Origin of the sequence: Streptomyces sp. NPDC047515 (assembly GCF_040643055.1) — a bacterium.
Taxonomy (GTDB): Bacteria; Actinomycetota; Actinomycetes; order Streptomycetales; family Streptomycetaceae; genus Streptomyces.
In genome coordinates this window covers 65,576-81,616 of record NZ_JBEYTM010000035.1, presented here as the reverse complement: position 1 = coordinate 81,616, position 16,041 = coordinate 65,576, and the positions used below count along the sequence as shown (strand labels likewise).

Below are 16,041 nucleotides of genomic sequence, written 5' to 3'. Positions count from 1 at the left end.
CGGCAACGCGGGAGGGGGTCCCCCTGGCCCTCAAGGCCTTGGGGGAGTGCGTGCCAGGGCGTGGCCGCCCGATCAGAGGCCGCCCGACAGGCTCTCAGGGCCCGGGGCCCGAGGGGGTGGCCGCGGGTCAGGGGGGCGGGGAGCGGCGTTCGCCTGACGGAACGCCGCTCCCCGCGAGCCGTTCGGTCAGCGCGTGACCGCGGTCAGCGTCTGCAGCGCCTGGTCGAGCGCCTGCAGGAAGCGATTGGTCGTCGCCCGGTCGCGTACCGCCAGCCGCAGCCACTGCGGACCGAGCCCAGGAAACGTATCTCCACGCCGCGCCGCGAACCCCAGCGCCCGCAACCGCTCCCGTACCTCGCCGGCCCCTTCCAGCCGCACCAGGACGAACGGCGCCTCGGCCGGCTCCATCACCCGCAGCTCGGCGAACTCCCTCAGCCCCGCGACCAGATGGGCCCGGTCCACCGCGATCCGTTCCGCCGCGGCAGCCGCCTCGGCCAGGGCCCGCGGCTCCATGCACGCCTCGGCCGCCGCCAGTGCCGGGGCCGACACCGGCCACAGCGACTGCGCCTCCTCCAGCGCGCGGATCGTCTCCGGGGCGGCCAGTACATAACCGATCCGCAGCCCCGCGAGCCCCCAGGTCTTGGTGAGGCTGCGCAGCACCACGAGCCCGGGGAGGTCCGTACGCCCGCACAGCGCCTCGCGCTCGCCCGGCACCGCGTCCATGAACGCCTCGTCGACGACCAGCGTCCGCCCGGGACGCGCCAGTTGCTCCAGCGTGGCCGCCGGATGCAGGACCGACGTGGGGTTGGTCGGATTGCCGACCACCACCAGATCCGCGTCCTCGGGAACGGCCGCCGGATCCAGCCGGAAGCCGTCCTCGGCCGGCAGCAGCACCCGCCGCACCTCGTGCCCGGCCGCGCGCAGCGCCGACTCCGGCTCGGTGAACTGCGGATGGACCACGACCGGACGGAGAGCCGGCAGCGCCCGAGCGATCAGCACGAACGCCTCCGCCGCCCCCGCCGTCAGGAGCACGCGCTCCGCCGCAAGACCGTGCCGGGCCGCGACCGCCGCCCGCGCCGGACGGCCGTCCGGGTAGGCGGCGAGCGTGCCCAGCGACGCGGCTATCCGCGCCCTCAGCCAGGCCGGGGGCGTATCCGCCCGTACGTTGACGGCGAGATCGGTCAGATCCCGTCCCCGTCCCCGTACTTCCGCGTCACCGTGGTGCCGCAGATCGTGCGCGCCCGCGCCTGTCGCGTCGGGACTTTCAGTGGGAGTGTGCATGACCGCCGTGAGAGTGGTGGTGAGAGTGGCCGTCGTCGTCGGGGTGGAAGTGCGGCTGCTGCGGCAGCCCCACCTTGTCCTCGAAGCCCGGCAGCGCGATCCGGTACACGCAAGAGTCGCAGTTCATCCGCAGATCGCCCTCGACGGCCTCCCGATAGCGCTCCATGACCAGGTCGTACAGTTCCTCGGCAGCGCCGATGACCTCGGCCGGGCGGACATCGAGCCCCGGGTGGGCGGCGGCCCACTCCTCGGTCTGACGACGCACCCGGTCCGGCAGGATGCCGGTGAAGAGGAAGTACGGCAGAACGACTATGCGCCCGGCACCCAGCTTCACGCAACGGTCGAGACCGGACGGTACGTCGGGCGCCGCGAGCGAGACGAACGCCGTCTCCACCCCCGCGTAACCCCGGCCCTCCCAGAACAGCCGCGCCGCCTTGTACACCTCGGCGTTGGCGTCCGGGTCCGTCGAACCGCGCCCCACCAGCAGTACCGTCACCTCGGACCGGTCGGTGTCGCCGAGCACCGCGTCGACCCGGCGCTCCAGCACCTTCAGCAGCGCCGGGTGCGGGCCGAGCGGGCGGCCGTAGGTGTACGCGATGCCGGGGTGGCGCTCCTTCTCACGGGCCAGCGCCGCCGGAATGTCCCCCTTGGCGTGCCCGGCCGACACCAGCATCAGCGGCACGGCGGCGAACCGCCGCACACCTCGCCCGACCAGTTCGCTCACGGCGTCGCCGAGCGGCGGCGGGGACAGCTCGATGAACCCGCCCGCCACGGGCAGTTGCGGGTGGCGCTCGCCCAGCTCGGTCACGAAGTCACGGAACGCCGCGGCCCCGCCCTCGTCCCTGGTGCCATGGCCGGCGATGAGCAGTGCGGGCTGGGTGGACGCGGTGGTCACAGGTTCTCCTCGGTGTTCGTGCGGGGTACGGGGTGGTACAGCAGGGCGTTCAGGGCGGCGGCGGCGACCGCCGAGCCACCCTTCTCGGACACGTTGCTCACGGCGGGCAGACCGCTCTCGCGCAGTGCCGCCTTCGACTCGGTCGCGCCGACGAAACCGACCGGCAGCCCGACGACGAGCGTGGGCGCGGTGTCGAGGAAGAGCAGTTCCTCCAGTGCGGTCGGCGCGTTGCCGATCACCCAGATCGCGCCGGGCCCGACCTGCTCGTACGCGAGCCGGATCGCGTGTGCCGAACGGGTCAGCCCGGGAGTGGACCTGGCCTCCTTCAGACGGCACACGGTCTCGCGGCGGGTGATGCCCGCCGCGACCATCTCCACGTCGGTGACGACCGGAGCGCCGGCGTGCAGCGCCGCGTGCGCGACGACGAGCGACGCCTCGTCGCAGACCAGGTCCGTCGCGTACGCCGGATCCGCCGCGGAGTGGATGACCCGCTCCACGACGGCCCGGGTCAGCGGGGGGAAGTGCGAGGTGTCCAGACGGGCGCGCAGCCGCCGGTACGACTCCTGCTCGATGGGGTGGACGGTTCTCTCCCAGGGCCGGCTCACTTCGCACCTCCCTGCGGGGCGGGGGCCGACTGCCAGCGGTAGCCGCGCGGCGTCACCATGCGGCCGGCGATCTCCCGGGTCGCGGTGTTGCCGACCGTCACGACCGTCATCATGTCCACCGTCGCCGGGTCCAGAGCCGCCAGCGAGGTCACCCGGCTGCTCTCGTCGGGGCGCGAGGCGTTGCGCACGACACCGACCGGTGTCGCCGCCTCCCGGTGCTCGGCCAGGATCGACAGGGCCTTCGGGAGCTGCCAGTCGCGGCCCCGGCTGCGGGGGTTGTAGAACGTCACGATGATGTCGGCCTCGGCCGCCGCCCTCACCCGGCGTTCGATGACCTCCCACGGCGTGTGCAGATCGGAGAGGCTGATCGACACGTGGTCGTGGCCCAGCGGGGCGCCCAGGATCGCGGCGGCCGCCAGCGCGGCCGTCACACCCGGCACACCCACCACATCGATGTCGGCGCCGGCCTCGGCGAGCGCGGGCGACGCCATCGCGTACACGCCCGCGTCACCACTGCCGATCAGTGCCACCGCACGCCCCTCGCGTGCCTCGGCGACCGCGGTGCGGGCCCGCTCCTCCTCGGCGCCCAGCCCCGACTCCAGGACCGTGGTGCCCGGCCGCAGCAGGTCCCGGATCTGGTCGACGTACTGGTCGAGCCCGACCAGGACCGAGGCCCGCCGCAACTCCTCACGGGCGCGCGGCGTCAGCAGATCGCGCGCGCCGGGGCCGAGACCGACGACGGCCAGGCGCCCGCGCGGGGCCCGGCGCACCACCGCGCAGGTGGCCATCGCGGCTCGCCCCGCAGGGTTCGACTTCCGCTTCGGTACGAGGAGTTCGCCCCCCGCGGCGAGCGCGGCGGCCTCCGCGACGGAGGGCGTTCCGACGGCGGCGAGCGGCGCGCCGGACGGGTTGGGCACCTCGATACGGGCCAACTCGTCGGCGGCGTACGTCCGCAGCGGTACGCCGAGCTGCGAGGCCGCGGCGACGATCCCCGGCTCGTCCGCCTTCGCGTCGACCGTCACCAACTCCGCGATGCTCAGCGGCGAGAGCCCGGCTTCGCGCAAAGCGTCCCGGATGAGCCCGACGACCTCCGCGGCCGGCGCATCCTTGGACGCGCCGACCCCGACAGCGAGTGACGCGGGCCGCAACACAGCGGTCTGCGCCCCGAGTTCCACGATCCGGTCGGTGACACGCAGCACCGCACCACCCCCGGCGCCGGGGGAGACATTCGCCGGCAACGGCGGCAACGGCCACACCGCGTCCGCCCGCAGCTCCACCCCCGCCCCGTCGAGCATCGCGCGCGACACCCCCGCCACATCGCCCTCCACGGGCAGGCCCAGCATGTCCAGCCCCGGCATTCCCGCCGCGTCCGTCGCCGTCGTCACGACCGGTGCCGCGCCCAGTACCTCACCGACGGCCTCGGCCAGCGCGTTCGCCCCGCCGCCGTGCCCGCCGAGCAGCGCCACCGCATGGCGTCCCGCCTCGTCGACGCAGACGACACCCGGGTCCGAGGCCTTGTCCGAGAGCAGCGGCGCCAGCAGCCGCACCACGGCCCCCGTCGCCAGGAAACACACCAGCTGCTCGCACTCGGCGAACGCCCGCCGCACGGCCTCGCGCACCGGTCCCTCGTAGACCGCGGTGCGGCCGGGCCAGGCCGCGGCCAGCCGGTCGCGGGCGACGGTGCCCGCCGCCGTGGCGGAGATCAGGCCGATCACTGGGTTGCTCCTTCATTCGCACGAACCGCGGGGCGGGTGCCCCACAGCAGAAAGACCGGGTTGGTCGCGGCGAGCCGCGACACCTCACCGGGCAGCGGCGCCAGCCGGGAGGACTGCAGCAGCACGCCCTCGGGCACGAGCCCGGCACCGGTCAGCGCCGCCCGCACCTCGGGCACCCGGTCCAGCGCCGCCAGCGCCACCACCACCGAGCGCCGCGTCCGCCGGGCGCACGCCGTCACGATGGCGGGCAGCTCACGCCCGCCGCCCCCGACGAACACCGCGTCCGGGGCGGGCAGACCGTCGAGCGCGGCGGGCGCGGAGCCGTGCACCGCGTGGACGTACACCCCGTGCGCCGCCGCGTTCGCCCTGATCCTCGCGACCCCGTCCGCGGCCTTCTCCACGGCGACGGCGGCGGCACCGAGCCGCGCGCACTCCACCGCCACCGAACCCGAACCCGCGCCGATGTCCCACACCAGATCACCGGTCCGCGGCCCCAGCCGGGCCAGCGCCAGCGCCCGCACCTCGAACTTGGTGATCATCGAGTCGCGGTGCTCGAACTCCGCCTCGTCCAGCGCCCATCCGCCCGGACCGGCGGGTGCCCCCGCCAGGGTCCGTACCGGGGAGAGCACCCGGGATTCGTCCAGACACAGCACCACGCTCACCGGATCCGGCCAGTCGCGGGCCATCGCCTCGGCGGGGGTGAGCCGCTCGACGCGCTCCCGCCCCGGGTCGCCGAGCGCCGTCGCGACGACCAGGGTGCGCCCCGTCGTTCCGTGCGCCAGCCCGGCCGCCAGCTCGGCGGGCCCGGCACCGGGCCCGGTCAGGACGGCCACTTTCGGGTGCGCCAGGCACACATGCACCGCGGTCCGTGGGTCGCGGCCGTGCGCACTGACCACGACCGCGTCGTCCCAGGCCAGCCCCAGCCGGGCGAACGCGACCGCGACGGACGGCGCACCCGGCCGCACATCGAGCGCGCCCGCCCCGAAACGCTCCGCCAGCGCCCGTACGATCCCGAAGAACCCGGGGTCGCCGGAGGCCAGCACGACCACCCGCGCCCCGTCCTCGGGCGCGTGCTCCGCGATCCGGTCGAGCGCGGGCGTCAGCGGACCGAGGACGATGCGCTCGGTCCGGTCGGGCAGCCCCGCGGCCTGAAGATGACGCCGGGCGCCGACCACCAGCGTGGCCGCGTCCAGCGCCCGGCGGGCCTCGGGGCCGAGCGGTTCGCCCGTCCCCGTGCCGAAGACCCGGATCGGCGCGGTCCCCGTGCCGAGGACCGGGTTCACGAGCCGGACCGCTGGGCGCGCAGTTCGGCCCGCGCCGCCTTGTCGGCCTTGCGGAAGCCGTGGAAGTGCCCCGGATGGTAGAGGTGCGAACGCGTCCCCGACGCCGACAGCGCCGGACCGACCAGGAAGAGCGTGTGCTTCCAGAGCTTGTGTTCCTTGACCGTGGCCTCCAGGCTCTCGATCGTGCAGTGCAGGATCAGCTCCTCCGGCCAGGTCGCCTGGTACGCGATCACGACCGGCGTCGACGTCGGATAGCCGCCCTCCAACAGCTCCTGGGTGAGCTGGCCGGACCGTGCCGCCGACAGGAACAGCGCCATCGTCGTACCGTGGCGCGCGAACTCACGGACCTCCTCGCCCGGCGGCATCGGCGTCTTGCCGCCACCGAGACGGGTCAGGATCACCGACTGCGCGACCTCCGGAATCGTCAGCTCCCGCTGCGCGATCGCCGCGACCGCCGAGAACGACGACACCCCCGGCACGATCTCCACCGCGACACCCAGTCCGGCACACCGGTCGACCTGCTCCTGTGTGCCGCCCCACAGCGCCGGATCGCCGGAGTGGATACGGGCCACCTTCAGCCCCTCGGCAGCCGCGCGTTCGTAGACGGCGACGACCTGCTCCAGCGACATCTGCGCCGAGTCGAGGATCTCCGCGCCCTCCCGGGCATGCTCCAGGACCTCCGCCTGCACCAGGCTCGCCGCCCAGATGACGATGTCGGCGTCCGCGATGGCCCGCGCCGCCCGGAACGTCAGCAGATCGGCGGCGCCGGGGCCGGCACCGACGAACGTCACTCGGCCGTGGGTGGGCGCGGCGGCCGTACCGGTTGCGTCGACTGCTTCGGACATGGGACGGGGTCCTTTCGAGAAACGGGACAGAAGGATGGGACGGACGGCGGGGCGTGCCGCGTGCTGAGATGCGCGCAGCGGGGTCAGTCGGCTAGCAAGAGCGCATGGCGGTGTTCGTCGCGCTCGGCGCGTTCCTGATGACCCTGGCCGGCGGCTGGGTCGCCCAACGCGTCACCGACCGCCGCCATCTGGTGCTCGGCTTCGCCGGCGGACTGATGCTCGGCGTGGTCGGCCTGGACCTGCTGCCGGAAGCGATCGGTGCCGCAGGCGATCCGGTCCTGGGCGTCCCGGCGGCCCTGCTGCTGTTCGTGGGCGGCTTTCTGGTCGCCCATCTGGTGGAGCGTCTGCTCGCCGTACGCCAGGCGGCACACGGCGCGGGTGAGGGCAGGGTGGCGCAGGTCGGACTCACGGCAGCGGCGGCGATGGTCGGCCACAGCCTGATGGACGGTGTCGCGCTCGGCGCGGCCTTCCAGGTGGGCGCCGGCATGGGAGCCGCCGTCGCCCTCGCCGTCATCACGCACGACTTCGCCGACGGCTTCAACACCTACACGGTCACCAGCCTGTACGGGAACGCCCGCCGCAAGGCGATGTTCATGCTGTTCGCGGACGCCCTGGCACCGCTCGTGGGCGCGGCGACGACGCTGCTGTTCACCCTTCCGGAGGAAGCGCTCGGTTGCTATCTCGGCTTCTTCGGCGGTGTACTGCTCTACCTCGCCGCCGCCGAGATCCTGCCCGAGGCACACCACGAACACCCGGCCCGCTCCACGCTGCTGTGCACCGTGGCGGGGGTGGGCTTCATCTGGCTGGTGGTGGGCATCGCGGACTGACCACCGCGCCGGACCCCGGTGCCTCACAATTTCCCGCCCCGGCCGCCGTCGCGCGGCGCGGGCGCGATCAGCGTCGACAGATACGGCAAGGGTCCCTCGTCCAGCTCCGCCGCCGGTCGTATCGACTCCTCGGGCAGCCCGAGCGCCGAACCCCACACCGCGTCCTCGGCACGTCCCGTCTCCCGCAGCGCCGTGGCCACCTCCGCGGCCAGCCGCCCGAACTTGTACGCGACGACCGTGCCCGGACCTTCGAGAGCCTCCTTGAGGACCGCGGCCCCGGCGGTCACCGGCACCAGCGTCAACGGCTCCGTGCCCTCCGTCAGCACCGCACCGCTGCGGGCGGCCAGGTCCTGCATGGCCGTGATCCCCGGCACGGTCTCCACGACCGTCCCCGGCAACAACTCACCGATCGTGTGCGCGAGATACGTGAACGTCGAGTACACATTGGGGTCGCCGATCGTCGCGAACGCCACCGAACCGTGCGCACGCAGCAGCTCCGCGACCCGCTCGCCCGCCGCGTCCCACGCCGCTTCCCGGCGCGCCCGGTCCGTCCGCTCGTTCAGCGCGAACACCACCCGCACGACCTTGTCGGCCGCCACGTAGTGCAGCACCGTCGCCTCGGCCCGCCCCCGCTCACCCGTGTCCATCACCGGCACGACGACGACCGCCGCGTCACGCAACGCGTTCACGCCCTTGACGGTCACCAGCTCCGGGTCACCGGGCCCGACACCGACGCCGACCAGCCTGCTCGTACCGCGACCGTGGTTCATCCCTTGCACCTCTCAACGAATCGGCGGGCCATACCGGGCGCCGAAGCCCCATGTGTATGCAGATAACTCGCATGCACGCCCTGCTGTACGAACCCCTCCACACGGCGCTCCGGCTGGTGCAGACCCCACGCCGGTTCGGCTCCGGCGCCCGGCTCCAGAACGGTCCGGTGGAACTCGTGCCCGCGCACCCGCGTCCCGGGCGCCGCCGGCACGCTGTCGGAGACCGCCACGGCCTCCCGGTAGCCGAGTGTCAGCCGCTCGGACATCCGGCCCTCGGCATCGAGAACCCCGCACATCGGCAGCCCGTCGAGTGAACGCGCCAGGTACAGCAGGCCGGCACACTCGGCCGCCACCGGAGCCCCGGAGGCCGCCAGCCGGGCGACGGCCCGGCGCAGCGCCGCGTTGGCGGACAGCTCCGAGGCGTACACCTCCGGGAAACCCCCGCCGATGACCAGCCCCCGAGTGCCCTCGGGCAACGCCTCGTCCCGCAGTGGATCGAACGGCACGACCTCGGCCCCGGCGGCGGCGAGCAGCTCGGTGTGCTCGGCGTAGGAGAACGTGAACGCGGGCCCGGCCGCGACGGCGACCCTGCCGGCCCCGGCAACGGGCCCGCCGCACCCGGCCACCGCCCCGGCCGCGTCCCACACCTCACCCGGCACCCAGGGCGCCGACCGGGCCAACGCCATGAGCGCGTCCAGGTCGCAGCCCGCCCGCACCCGGTCCGCCATCGCTGCCACGGCGGCCGACGCGTCGGCCCGCCGCTCGGCCACCGGCACCAGCCCCAGATGCCGCGACGGCACGGCCACCTGCTCCGTCCGCCGCAGCACCCCCAGCACCGGCACGCCCGACTCGTCCAACGCGTCCCGCAGCAGCGCCTCGTGCCGTTGCGAGCCGACCTTGTTCAGGATCACCCCGCCGATCCGCACCCGCGGATCCCACGAGGCGAAGCCGTGCACCAGCGCGGCCACGGACCGTGACTGCGACGACGCGTCGACGACCAGCACCACGGGCGCCCGCAGCAGCTTCGCGACCTGGGCGGTGGACGCCAGCTCGCCTTCCCCCGACGCCCCGTCGTACAGCCCCATCACACCCTCGACGACCGCCAGATCGCAGCCCAGCGCCCCGTGCGCGAACAGCGGGGCGATCAGCTCGGGCCCGCACATGTACGCGTCGAGATTGCGCCCCGGGCGCCCCGTGGCCAGCGTGTGGTAGCCGGGATCGATGTAGTCGGGCCCGACCTTGTGCGCGGACACGGCGAGCCCCCGCCCCGCGAAGGCCGCCATCAGCCCCGTGGCCACGGTGGTCTTGCCGCTCCCCGAAGAGGGCGCGGCGATCACCAGACGCGGAAAGTTCACCGCGGGCCCCTCACCATTCGATGCCCCGCTGACCCTTCTGACCGGCATCCATCGGGTGCTTGACCTTCGACATGTCGGTCACCAGGTCGGCGGCCGCCACCAGCTCCTCGGGCGCGTTGCGCCCGGTGATGACCACATGCTGCGTACCGGGACGGCTCCGCAGCGCCTCGATCACCTCGCCGGTGTCGACCCAGCCCCAGTGCATCGGGTACGCGAACTCGTCGAGGACGTACAGCCGGTACGTCTCGGCCGCCAGGTCGCGCTTGACCTGCTCCCAGCCCTCGCGCGCCGCCGCCTCATTGTCGAGCTGCTGGTCGCGCTGCACCCACGACCAGCCCTCGCCCATCTTGTGCCAGGCGACGGACCCGCCCTCGCCGCTGGCTCCGAGGACCTTCAGCGCGTTCTCCTCGCCGACCTTCCACTTCGCCGACTTGACGAACTGGAAGACGCCGATCGGCCACCCCTGATTCCAGGCGCGCAGCGCCAGCCCGAAGGCCGCCGTCGACTTCCCCTTCCCGATGCCGGTGTGCACCACCAGCAGCGGGCGGTTGCGGCGCTGACGGGTGGTGAGCCCGTCGTCCGGCACGGTGGTCGGCTGTCCCTGCGGCATTACGCGGCCCTCCTGCCGGTTCCCCGAACGTCCCGCACGAGCCCCGCGATCGAGTCGGCCCGCAGCTCGTCGAGCGTGACGGCACTGCCCCCGAGATCGCGCGCGAGCGTGCCCGCGAGACCGAGCCGTACGGGCCCCGACTCGCAGTCCACGACGACGGACGCGATGCCCTCGGCCTCGTGCAGCCGTGCCGCCCGCGCCGCCAGCGCCAGCGGATCGGGCCCGCCGGTCGCGCGCCCGTCCGTCACCACGACCAGCAACGGCCGCCGCGACGGATCACGCAGCCGCTCCACCCGCAGCACCTCATGGGCCTTCAGCAGCCCGGCCGCCACGGGGGTGCGTCCCCCGGTCGGCAGCTGCTCCAGCCGCGCCGCCGCCGCGTCCACCGACGACGTCGGAACCAGTACCACCTCGGCGTCCTTGCCCCGGAAGGTGATGAGCCCGACCTTGTCCCGCCGCTGATACGCGTCCAGCAGCAGCGAAAGGACCGCACCCTTCACGGCGCTCATCCGCTGTCGGGCGGCCATCGACCCGGAGGCGTCCACCACGAACAGCACGAGGTTCCCCTCGCGCCCCTCCCGCGTCGCCTGCCGCAGATCGTCCCGCCGGACCACCAGTCCGCGCCCCGACCGCCCGCGTGCCCGCTGATGCGGGGCGGCGGCCCGCACGGTCGCCGCCAGATGCAGCTTGGTCAGGGCGCCCTGCGGACGCCGCGCGCCGGTCGTACGCCCGTGCTCGGTACGCGCCCGGGACCGCCGCCCCGCCGCGCCCTCGCCCAGACCGGGCACGCTCAGCATCTTCGTGCGGAACGGCTCGGCGGCGCGTACGGGCTGCTGCTCACCGCTCCCGGAGGACTGGCCCTGTCCTTGCTCCTGCCCTTGCTCGGGAACGGACCCCGCCGGTGTGTCGCCGGCCTCGCCCTCGGGCTGCGGCGGCGTGTCGGGCCCATCGCCCTGCGGGGGACGGCCGCCGCCACCGGGGCCGTCCGGATCGGGGTCGTCGTCCTCGCCGCTGTTCTGCTCCAGCGTGTCGTCGAGCTTGTCCTCGTCCAGGCCCGGCGCGTCGAAGGGATTGCGCCGACGCCGGTGGGGGAGCGCCAGCAGGGCGGCCTGCCGCACATCCTCGGCGAGCACATCCGTACGTCCCGCCCACGCGGCCAGCGTGGTCGCCGTGCGGGCCATCACGATGTCGGCCCGCATCCCGTCCACCTCGAACGCGCTGCACACCGCGGCGATCTGCCGCAGAGCACCATCACCCAACGTCACGGACGGCAGCAACTCGCGGGCCGCGACGACGTGCGCGCACACGGCGGCCTCATCGCCGGCCCAGCGCGTGGCGAAGCCGACCGGGTCGTCGTCGTAGGCCAGCCTGCGCCTCACGACTTCCACTCTCTGCTCCGGCTCCCGCGAGGCGGCGACCTCCACGGTCAGCCCGAATCGATCGAGGAGCTGGGGCCTGAGCTCCCCCTCCTCGGGGTTCATGGTCCCGACCAGAAGGAATCGAGCCGCGTGCCGTACGGAGACACCTTCGCGTTCGACATACGAAGCGCCCATGGCGGCGGCGTCCAACAGGAGGTCGACCAAGTGGTCGTGCAGCAAGTTGACTTCGTCGACGTAGAGGATTCCGCGGTGCGCGTCGGCGAGCAGCCCCGGTTCGAAGGCCTTCACTCCCTCGGCGAGTGCTCGCTCGATGTCGAGCGCGCCGACCAGCCGGTCCTCCGAGGCACCCACGGGCAACTCGACCATGCGGGTAGGGCGCGGCGCGCCCCGACCCGGCTCGTGCGGTCCGTCCGGGCACGCCGGGTCGGGTCCGGACGGGTCGCACGAGAAGCGGCATCCGGGGACGACGTCCACCTCCGGCATGAGCACGGAAAGGGCACGTACGGCCGTGCTCTTGGCGGTGCCCTTCTCGCCGCGGACGAGGACACCGCCGACGGCCGGGTTCACTGCGTTGAGCAGAAGGGCCAGCCGCAGATCGTCCTGGCCGACGACGGCGGTGAACGGGTAGGGGGTGCTCACGTGGCGATCACTCCTTCGGGGAACTCATGGTCGATTGGCCGGTGCTCCGGCACCCGTTCGGCGAGGGTGAGGACGTGCTCCCCGCCGGCGCGGGGATGGTCCAGCCGCGCAGGTTGCCGCGATCTGGCGCAGAGCGTGCTCCCCGCCGACGCGGGGCTTCCCAGGGAGATCACGCCTCTCCCTCCAGATCTCCCTCAAGTTCGAGGTAGGTCGCCCGGAGCCGGTCCAGGGTCTCCTGGTCCGGCTCCTCCCACAGCCCCCGCTCGGCCGCCTCCAGCAGCCGTTCCGAAATCCCGCGCAGCGCCCAGGGGTTGGACGTCTTCATGAAGTCCCGGTTGGTCTCGTCGAAGACGTACTCCGCCGACAGCTTCTCGTACATCCAGTCGTCGACGACCCCCGCCGTCGCGTCGTACCCGAACAGGTAGTCCACGGTCGCGGCCATCTCGAAGGCGCCCTTGTACCCGTGCCGACGCATGGCGGCCATCCACCGCGGATTCACCACCCGCGCCCGGAACACCCGGTGCGTCTCCTCGCCCAGCGTCCGCGTCTTCACCTGGTCGGGCGTGGCGCTGTCACCGACGTACGCCTCGGGCGACTCGCCGGTCAGATGCCGCACCATGGCGACCATGCCGCCGTGGTACTGGAAGTAGTCGTCGGCGTCGACCAGATCGTGTTCCCTGGTGTCGACGTTCTTCGCCGCCACCGCGATCCGCCGGAACGCCGTCTCCATGTCCCCGCGCGCCGCCCGCCCGTCGAGCCCGCGCCCGTACGCGTAGCCGCCCCAGACCGCGTACACCTCGGCCAGGTCCGCGTCGCTGCGCCAGTTCCGTGCGTCGATCAGCGGCAGCAGCCCCGCCCCGTACGCCCCCGGCTTGGACCCGAAGATCCGGGCCGTGGCCCGCCGCCGGTCACCGTGGGCCGCCGTGTCCTCGTCGGCGTGCGCCCGGACATGGTTGGCGTCGGCCGGCTCGTCCAGCTCCGCCACCGTCCGGACCGCGTCGTCGATCAGCCCCACCACATGCGGGAACGCGTCGCGGAAGAACCCGGAGATCCGCACCGTCACATCGATGCGCGGGCGCCCCAGTTCACTCACGGGCACGACCTCGAACCCGGTCACCCGCCGCGAGGCGTCGTCCCACACCGGCCGGCAGCCGAGCAGCGCCAGGATCTCCGCGATGTCGTCACCCTGCGTACGCATGGCGGAGGTGCCCCACACGGTCAGGCCGACCGACTTCGGGTAGTCGCCCGTGTCGGCGAGATACCGGGCGATCAGCGAGTCGGCGAGCGACTGACCGACCTCCCACGAGAGCCGCGACGGAATCGCCTTCGGGTCCACGGAGTAGAAGTTGCGCCCGGTCGGCAGCACGTTGACGAGCCCGCGCGTGGGGGAGCCCGACGGGCCCGCCGGTACGAAGCCACCGTCCAGGGCCCGCAGGATGTGGTCGATCTCGTCCGTCGTCCGCGCCAGCCGGGGTACGACCTCCTCGCACGCGAAGCCCAACACGGCCACCGCGTCCGGGAGTTCGAAGCCGAGGACGTCCCGTGCAAGCCCCGCCGCAGCGGCGATGTCCCAGCCGCGCTCCTCCATGCCCTCGGCGAGCCGGCGGCACAACTGCTCCAGCAGATCGATCGCGTCGGCGCCGGTGCGCGCCGGACCGTCGACCAGCTCGGTCAGCTCGGCCGGCACCTTCACCGCGGCGCCGGGCTCGGCCAGCAACTCCTTCTCGCTGAGCCCGAAGTGCCCGGCGATCGCGGCCCGCAGCCCCGGCAGCGCGTTCGCCGTGCCGCCCCACACCTGGGAGGCGCGCAGCACGGCCAGCACCAGGTTGACCCGCGCCTCGTCGACGGGGCCACCACCGAGGATGTGCAGGCCGTCGCGGATCTGGACGTCCTTGATCTCGCAGAGGTAGCCGTCGATGTGCATGACGAACGAGTCGAAGTCGTCGTCGCCCGGCTGTTCGTCGACATGGAGGTCGTGGTGCAGCTCGGCCGCCTTCACCAGCGTCCAGATCTGCGCCCTCACCGACGGGGCCTTGGCCGGGTCGAGATCGCTGACCAGCGCGTACTCGTCGAGCAGCTGCTCCAGCTTGGCCAGGTCGCCGTAGGTGTCGGCACGGGCCATCGGCGGCACCAGATGGTCCACCACCGTGGCGTGCCCGCGTCGTTTGGCCTGGGTACCCTCGCCCGGGTCGTTGACGATGAACGGGTAGATCAGCGGCAGTTCGCCGAGCACGGCGTCGGGGCCGCAACCGGCGGACAGGCCGAGGCCCTTGCCCGGCAGCCACTCCATCGTGCCGTGCTTGCCCATGTGGACGACGGCATCCGCGCCGAAGCCCCCCTCCGATGTTGCGGCCTCCAGCCAGCGGTACGTCGCCAGGTAGTGGTGCGACGGCGGCATGTCCGGGTCGTGGTAGATCGCGATCGGGTTCTCGCCGAAGCCGCGCGGTGGCTGGATCAGCACCACCACGTTCCCGAACTGCAACGAGGCGAGGACGATGTCGTCCCCGTCCACGTACAGCGAACCCGGCGGCTCGCCCCAGTGCTCCAGCATCGAGTCGCGCAGCTCCGGTTCCAGTGTGTCGAACCAGGCTCGGTAGTCGGCGAGCGGCACCCGCGCGGGGGCCGCGGCGAGCTGCTCCTCGGTCAGCCACTCGACGTCGTGGCCACCGGCGCTGATGAGGCGGTGGATGAGCTCGTCGCCGTTGTCGGGGTGCCCGTCGACCGCGTAACCGGCCTCCCGCAGGGCGTCCAGGACCCGTACCGCCGACGCGGGCGTGTCCAGTCCGACGGCGTTGCCGACGCGGGAGTGCTTGGTCGGGTAGGCGGTGAAGACGAGGGCGAGCTTCTTCTCGGCGTTCGTCCTGTGCTTGAGGACGGCGTGGCGCACTGCGATTCCGGCGACACGCGCGGCGCGTTCGGGGTCGGCGCGGTACACCGGCACGTCGTCGGGTCCCTGCTCCTTGAAGGAGAACGGGACGGTGATCAGCCGGCCGTCGAACTCGGGGATCGCGACCTGCATCGCGGCGTCCATGGGGGAGAGCGCCGCGTCCGACGCCTCCCACGCGGCACGCGAGGAGGTCAGGCACAGGCCCTGGAGGACGGGGACGTTCAGATCGGCCAGTGCGCCGATGTCCCAGGCCTCGTCGTCGCCCCCGGCGGAGGCGTCCGACGCGCGGGTGCCGCCCGCCGCGAGGACCGTGGCGACCAGGGCGTCCGCCCTGCCGAGCAGTTCGTACAGACCGGCGTCCGCGCCACGCAGCGAACCGCAGTACACCGGCAGGGCGTTGGCGCCCCGCGCCTCGACCGCGTCGCAGAGGACGTCCACGAACGAGGTGTTCCCGGAGAGCTGGTGCGCCCGGTAGAAGAGCACGCCGACGGTCGGGCGGCCCTCGATGAACTCGCGGTCGCCGTGCAGGCCCCACTCGGGCATCTTCTGCGGCTCGGCGAAGCCGTGACCGGTCAGCAGGACGGTGTCGGAGAGGAACCGGGCCAGCTCCACGAGGTTTCCGGGGCCGCCCTCCACGAGGTAGCGCAGAGCCTCGGCGACCACACCGGCCGGCACGGACGATTCGGCCATCAGCTCCGCGTCCGGCACGGCCTCGCCGCCCAGCAGCACGGTCGGGATGCCGGACGCCTTGAGGACGGCCAGCCCGTCCTCCCAGGCGCGCTTGCCGCCGAGGAGGCGGACGACGGCGACGGAGGCGCCTTCGATCAGCGCGGGGAGTTCCTCGTGGGCGTCGATGCGGGTGGGGTTGCCGATCCGGTACGGCGCGCCGGAGGCGCGGGCGGCGAGGAGGTCCGTGTCGGCCGTCGACAACAACAGCACAGTGCTCATAG

At 73.3% G+C, this 16,041-nt stretch carries 12 protein-coding genes and 1 pseudogene; 1 reads left to right on the top strand and 12 read right to left on the bottom strand.

The genetic code is table 11. The features are described from left to right. Positions 1–186: 186 nt before the first annotated feature. The 6 genes and pseudogenes from cobC to cobM all read right to left on the bottom strand — a co-directional run. Positions 187–1,245: pseudogene (gene cobC / locus ABZ826_RS25935) on the bottom strand (Rv2231c family pyridoxal phosphate-dependent protein CobC); the annotation flags it as partial. A 19-nt stretch (positions 1,246–1,264) separates the two neighbouring features. Continuing rightward, positions 1,265–2,176, bottom strand: a complete 912-nt coding sequence (locus ABZ826_RS25930) for a sirohydrochlorin chelatase (RefSeq protein ID WP_361452848.1) — start codon at positions 2,174–2,176, stop codon at positions 1,265–1,267. Next, positions 2,173–2,781 carry a precorrin-8X methylmutase gene (locus tag ABZ826_RS25925; RefSeq protein ID WP_361452845.1) on the bottom strand — a complete coding sequence of 203 codons (609 nt, stop codon included), beginning with the start codon at positions 2,779–2,781 and terminating at the stop codon, positions 2,173–2,175. The genes ABZ826_RS25930 and ABZ826_RS25925 overlap by 4 nt, the downstream gene beginning before the upstream one ends. Continuing rightward, positions 2,778–4,496 (bottom strand): precorrin-3B C(17)-methyltransferase, encoded by a 1,719-nt coding sequence (gene cobJ / locus ABZ826_RS25920; protein WP_361452842.1) that lies wholly within the window; start codon positions 4,494–4,496, stop codon positions 2,778–2,780. The genes ABZ826_RS25925 and cobJ overlap by 4 nt, the downstream gene beginning before the upstream one ends. Continuing rightward, a complete protein-coding gene (gene cbiE, locus ABZ826_RS25915) occupies positions 4,493–5,779 on the bottom strand; it encodes a precorrin-6y C5,15-methyltransferase (decarboxylating) subunit CbiE (protein WP_361452839.1) in 1,287 nt (428 codons plus the stop codon). The genes cobJ and cbiE overlap by 4 nt, the downstream gene beginning before the upstream one ends. Then, entirely contained in the window at positions 5,776–6,624 is an 849-nt protein-coding gene (cobM, locus tag ABZ826_RS25910) for a precorrin-4 C(11)-methyltransferase (RefSeq protein WP_361452836.1), read from the bottom strand. The genes cbiE and cobM overlap by 4 nt, the downstream gene beginning before the upstream one ends. 104 nt (positions 6,625–6,728) lie before the next feature. On the opposite strand from cobM, the gene ABZ826_RS25905 reads away from it, so the two are divergent. Continuing rightward, on the top strand, positions 6,729–7,451 hold the full coding sequence (locus tag ABZ826_RS25905) for a ZIP family metal transporter (RefSeq protein WP_361452832.1): 723 nt from the start codon (positions 6,729–6,731) through the stop codon (positions 7,449–7,451). Between the two features lie 23 nt (positions 7,452–7,474). Here ABZ826_RS25905 and cobI read toward each other — a convergent pair whose 3' ends face one another. From cobI to cobN, 6 genes are read right to left on the bottom strand one after another with little or no spacing between them, the layout of a single operon-like run. After that, positions 7,475–8,221: a precorrin-2 C(20)-methyltransferase gene (gene cobI, locus ABZ826_RS25900; RefSeq protein WP_361452829.1), complete on the bottom strand. Its 747-nt coding sequence runs from the start codon at positions 8,219–8,221 to the stop codon at positions 7,475–7,477. Continuing rightward, complete coding sequence (locus tag ABZ826_RS25895) at positions 8,218–9,624, bottom strand: cobyrinate a,c-diamide synthase (RefSeq protein ID WP_361452826.1); 1,407 nt, start codon at positions 9,622–9,624, stop codon at positions 8,218–8,220. Before ABZ826_RS25895 ends, cobI begins: the two co-directional genes overlap by 4 nt. Further along, positions 9,587–10,186 carry a cob(I)yrinic acid a,c-diamide adenosyltransferase gene (gene cobO / locus ABZ826_RS25890; protein ID WP_361452823.1) on the bottom strand — a complete coding sequence of 200 codons (600 nt, stop codon included), beginning with the start codon at positions 10,184–10,186 and terminating at the stop codon, positions 9,587–9,589. The genes ABZ826_RS25895 and cobO overlap by 38 nt, the downstream gene beginning before the upstream one ends. Beyond that, entirely contained in the window at positions 10,186–12,204 is a 2,019-nt protein-coding gene (locus tag ABZ826_RS25885; protein WP_361452820.1) for a putative cobaltochelatase, read from the bottom strand. Before ABZ826_RS25885 ends, cobO begins: the two co-directional genes overlap by 1 nt. Continuing rightward, positions 12,201–12,377 carry a hypothetical protein gene (locus tag ABZ826_RS25880; protein ID WP_361452817.1) on the bottom strand — a complete coding sequence of 59 codons (177 nt, stop codon included), beginning with the start codon at positions 12,375–12,377 and terminating at the stop codon, positions 12,201–12,203. The genes ABZ826_RS25885 and ABZ826_RS25880 overlap by 4 nt, the downstream gene beginning before the upstream one ends. After that, positions 12,374–16,039 carry a cobaltochelatase subunit CobN gene (gene cobN / locus ABZ826_RS25875; RefSeq protein WP_361452814.1) on the bottom strand — a complete coding sequence of 1,222 codons (3,666 nt, stop codon included), beginning with the start codon at positions 16,037–16,039 and terminating at the stop codon, positions 12,374–12,376. The genes ABZ826_RS25880 and cobN overlap by 4 nt, the downstream gene beginning before the upstream one ends. Positions 16,040–16,041 lie beyond the last annotated feature (2 nt).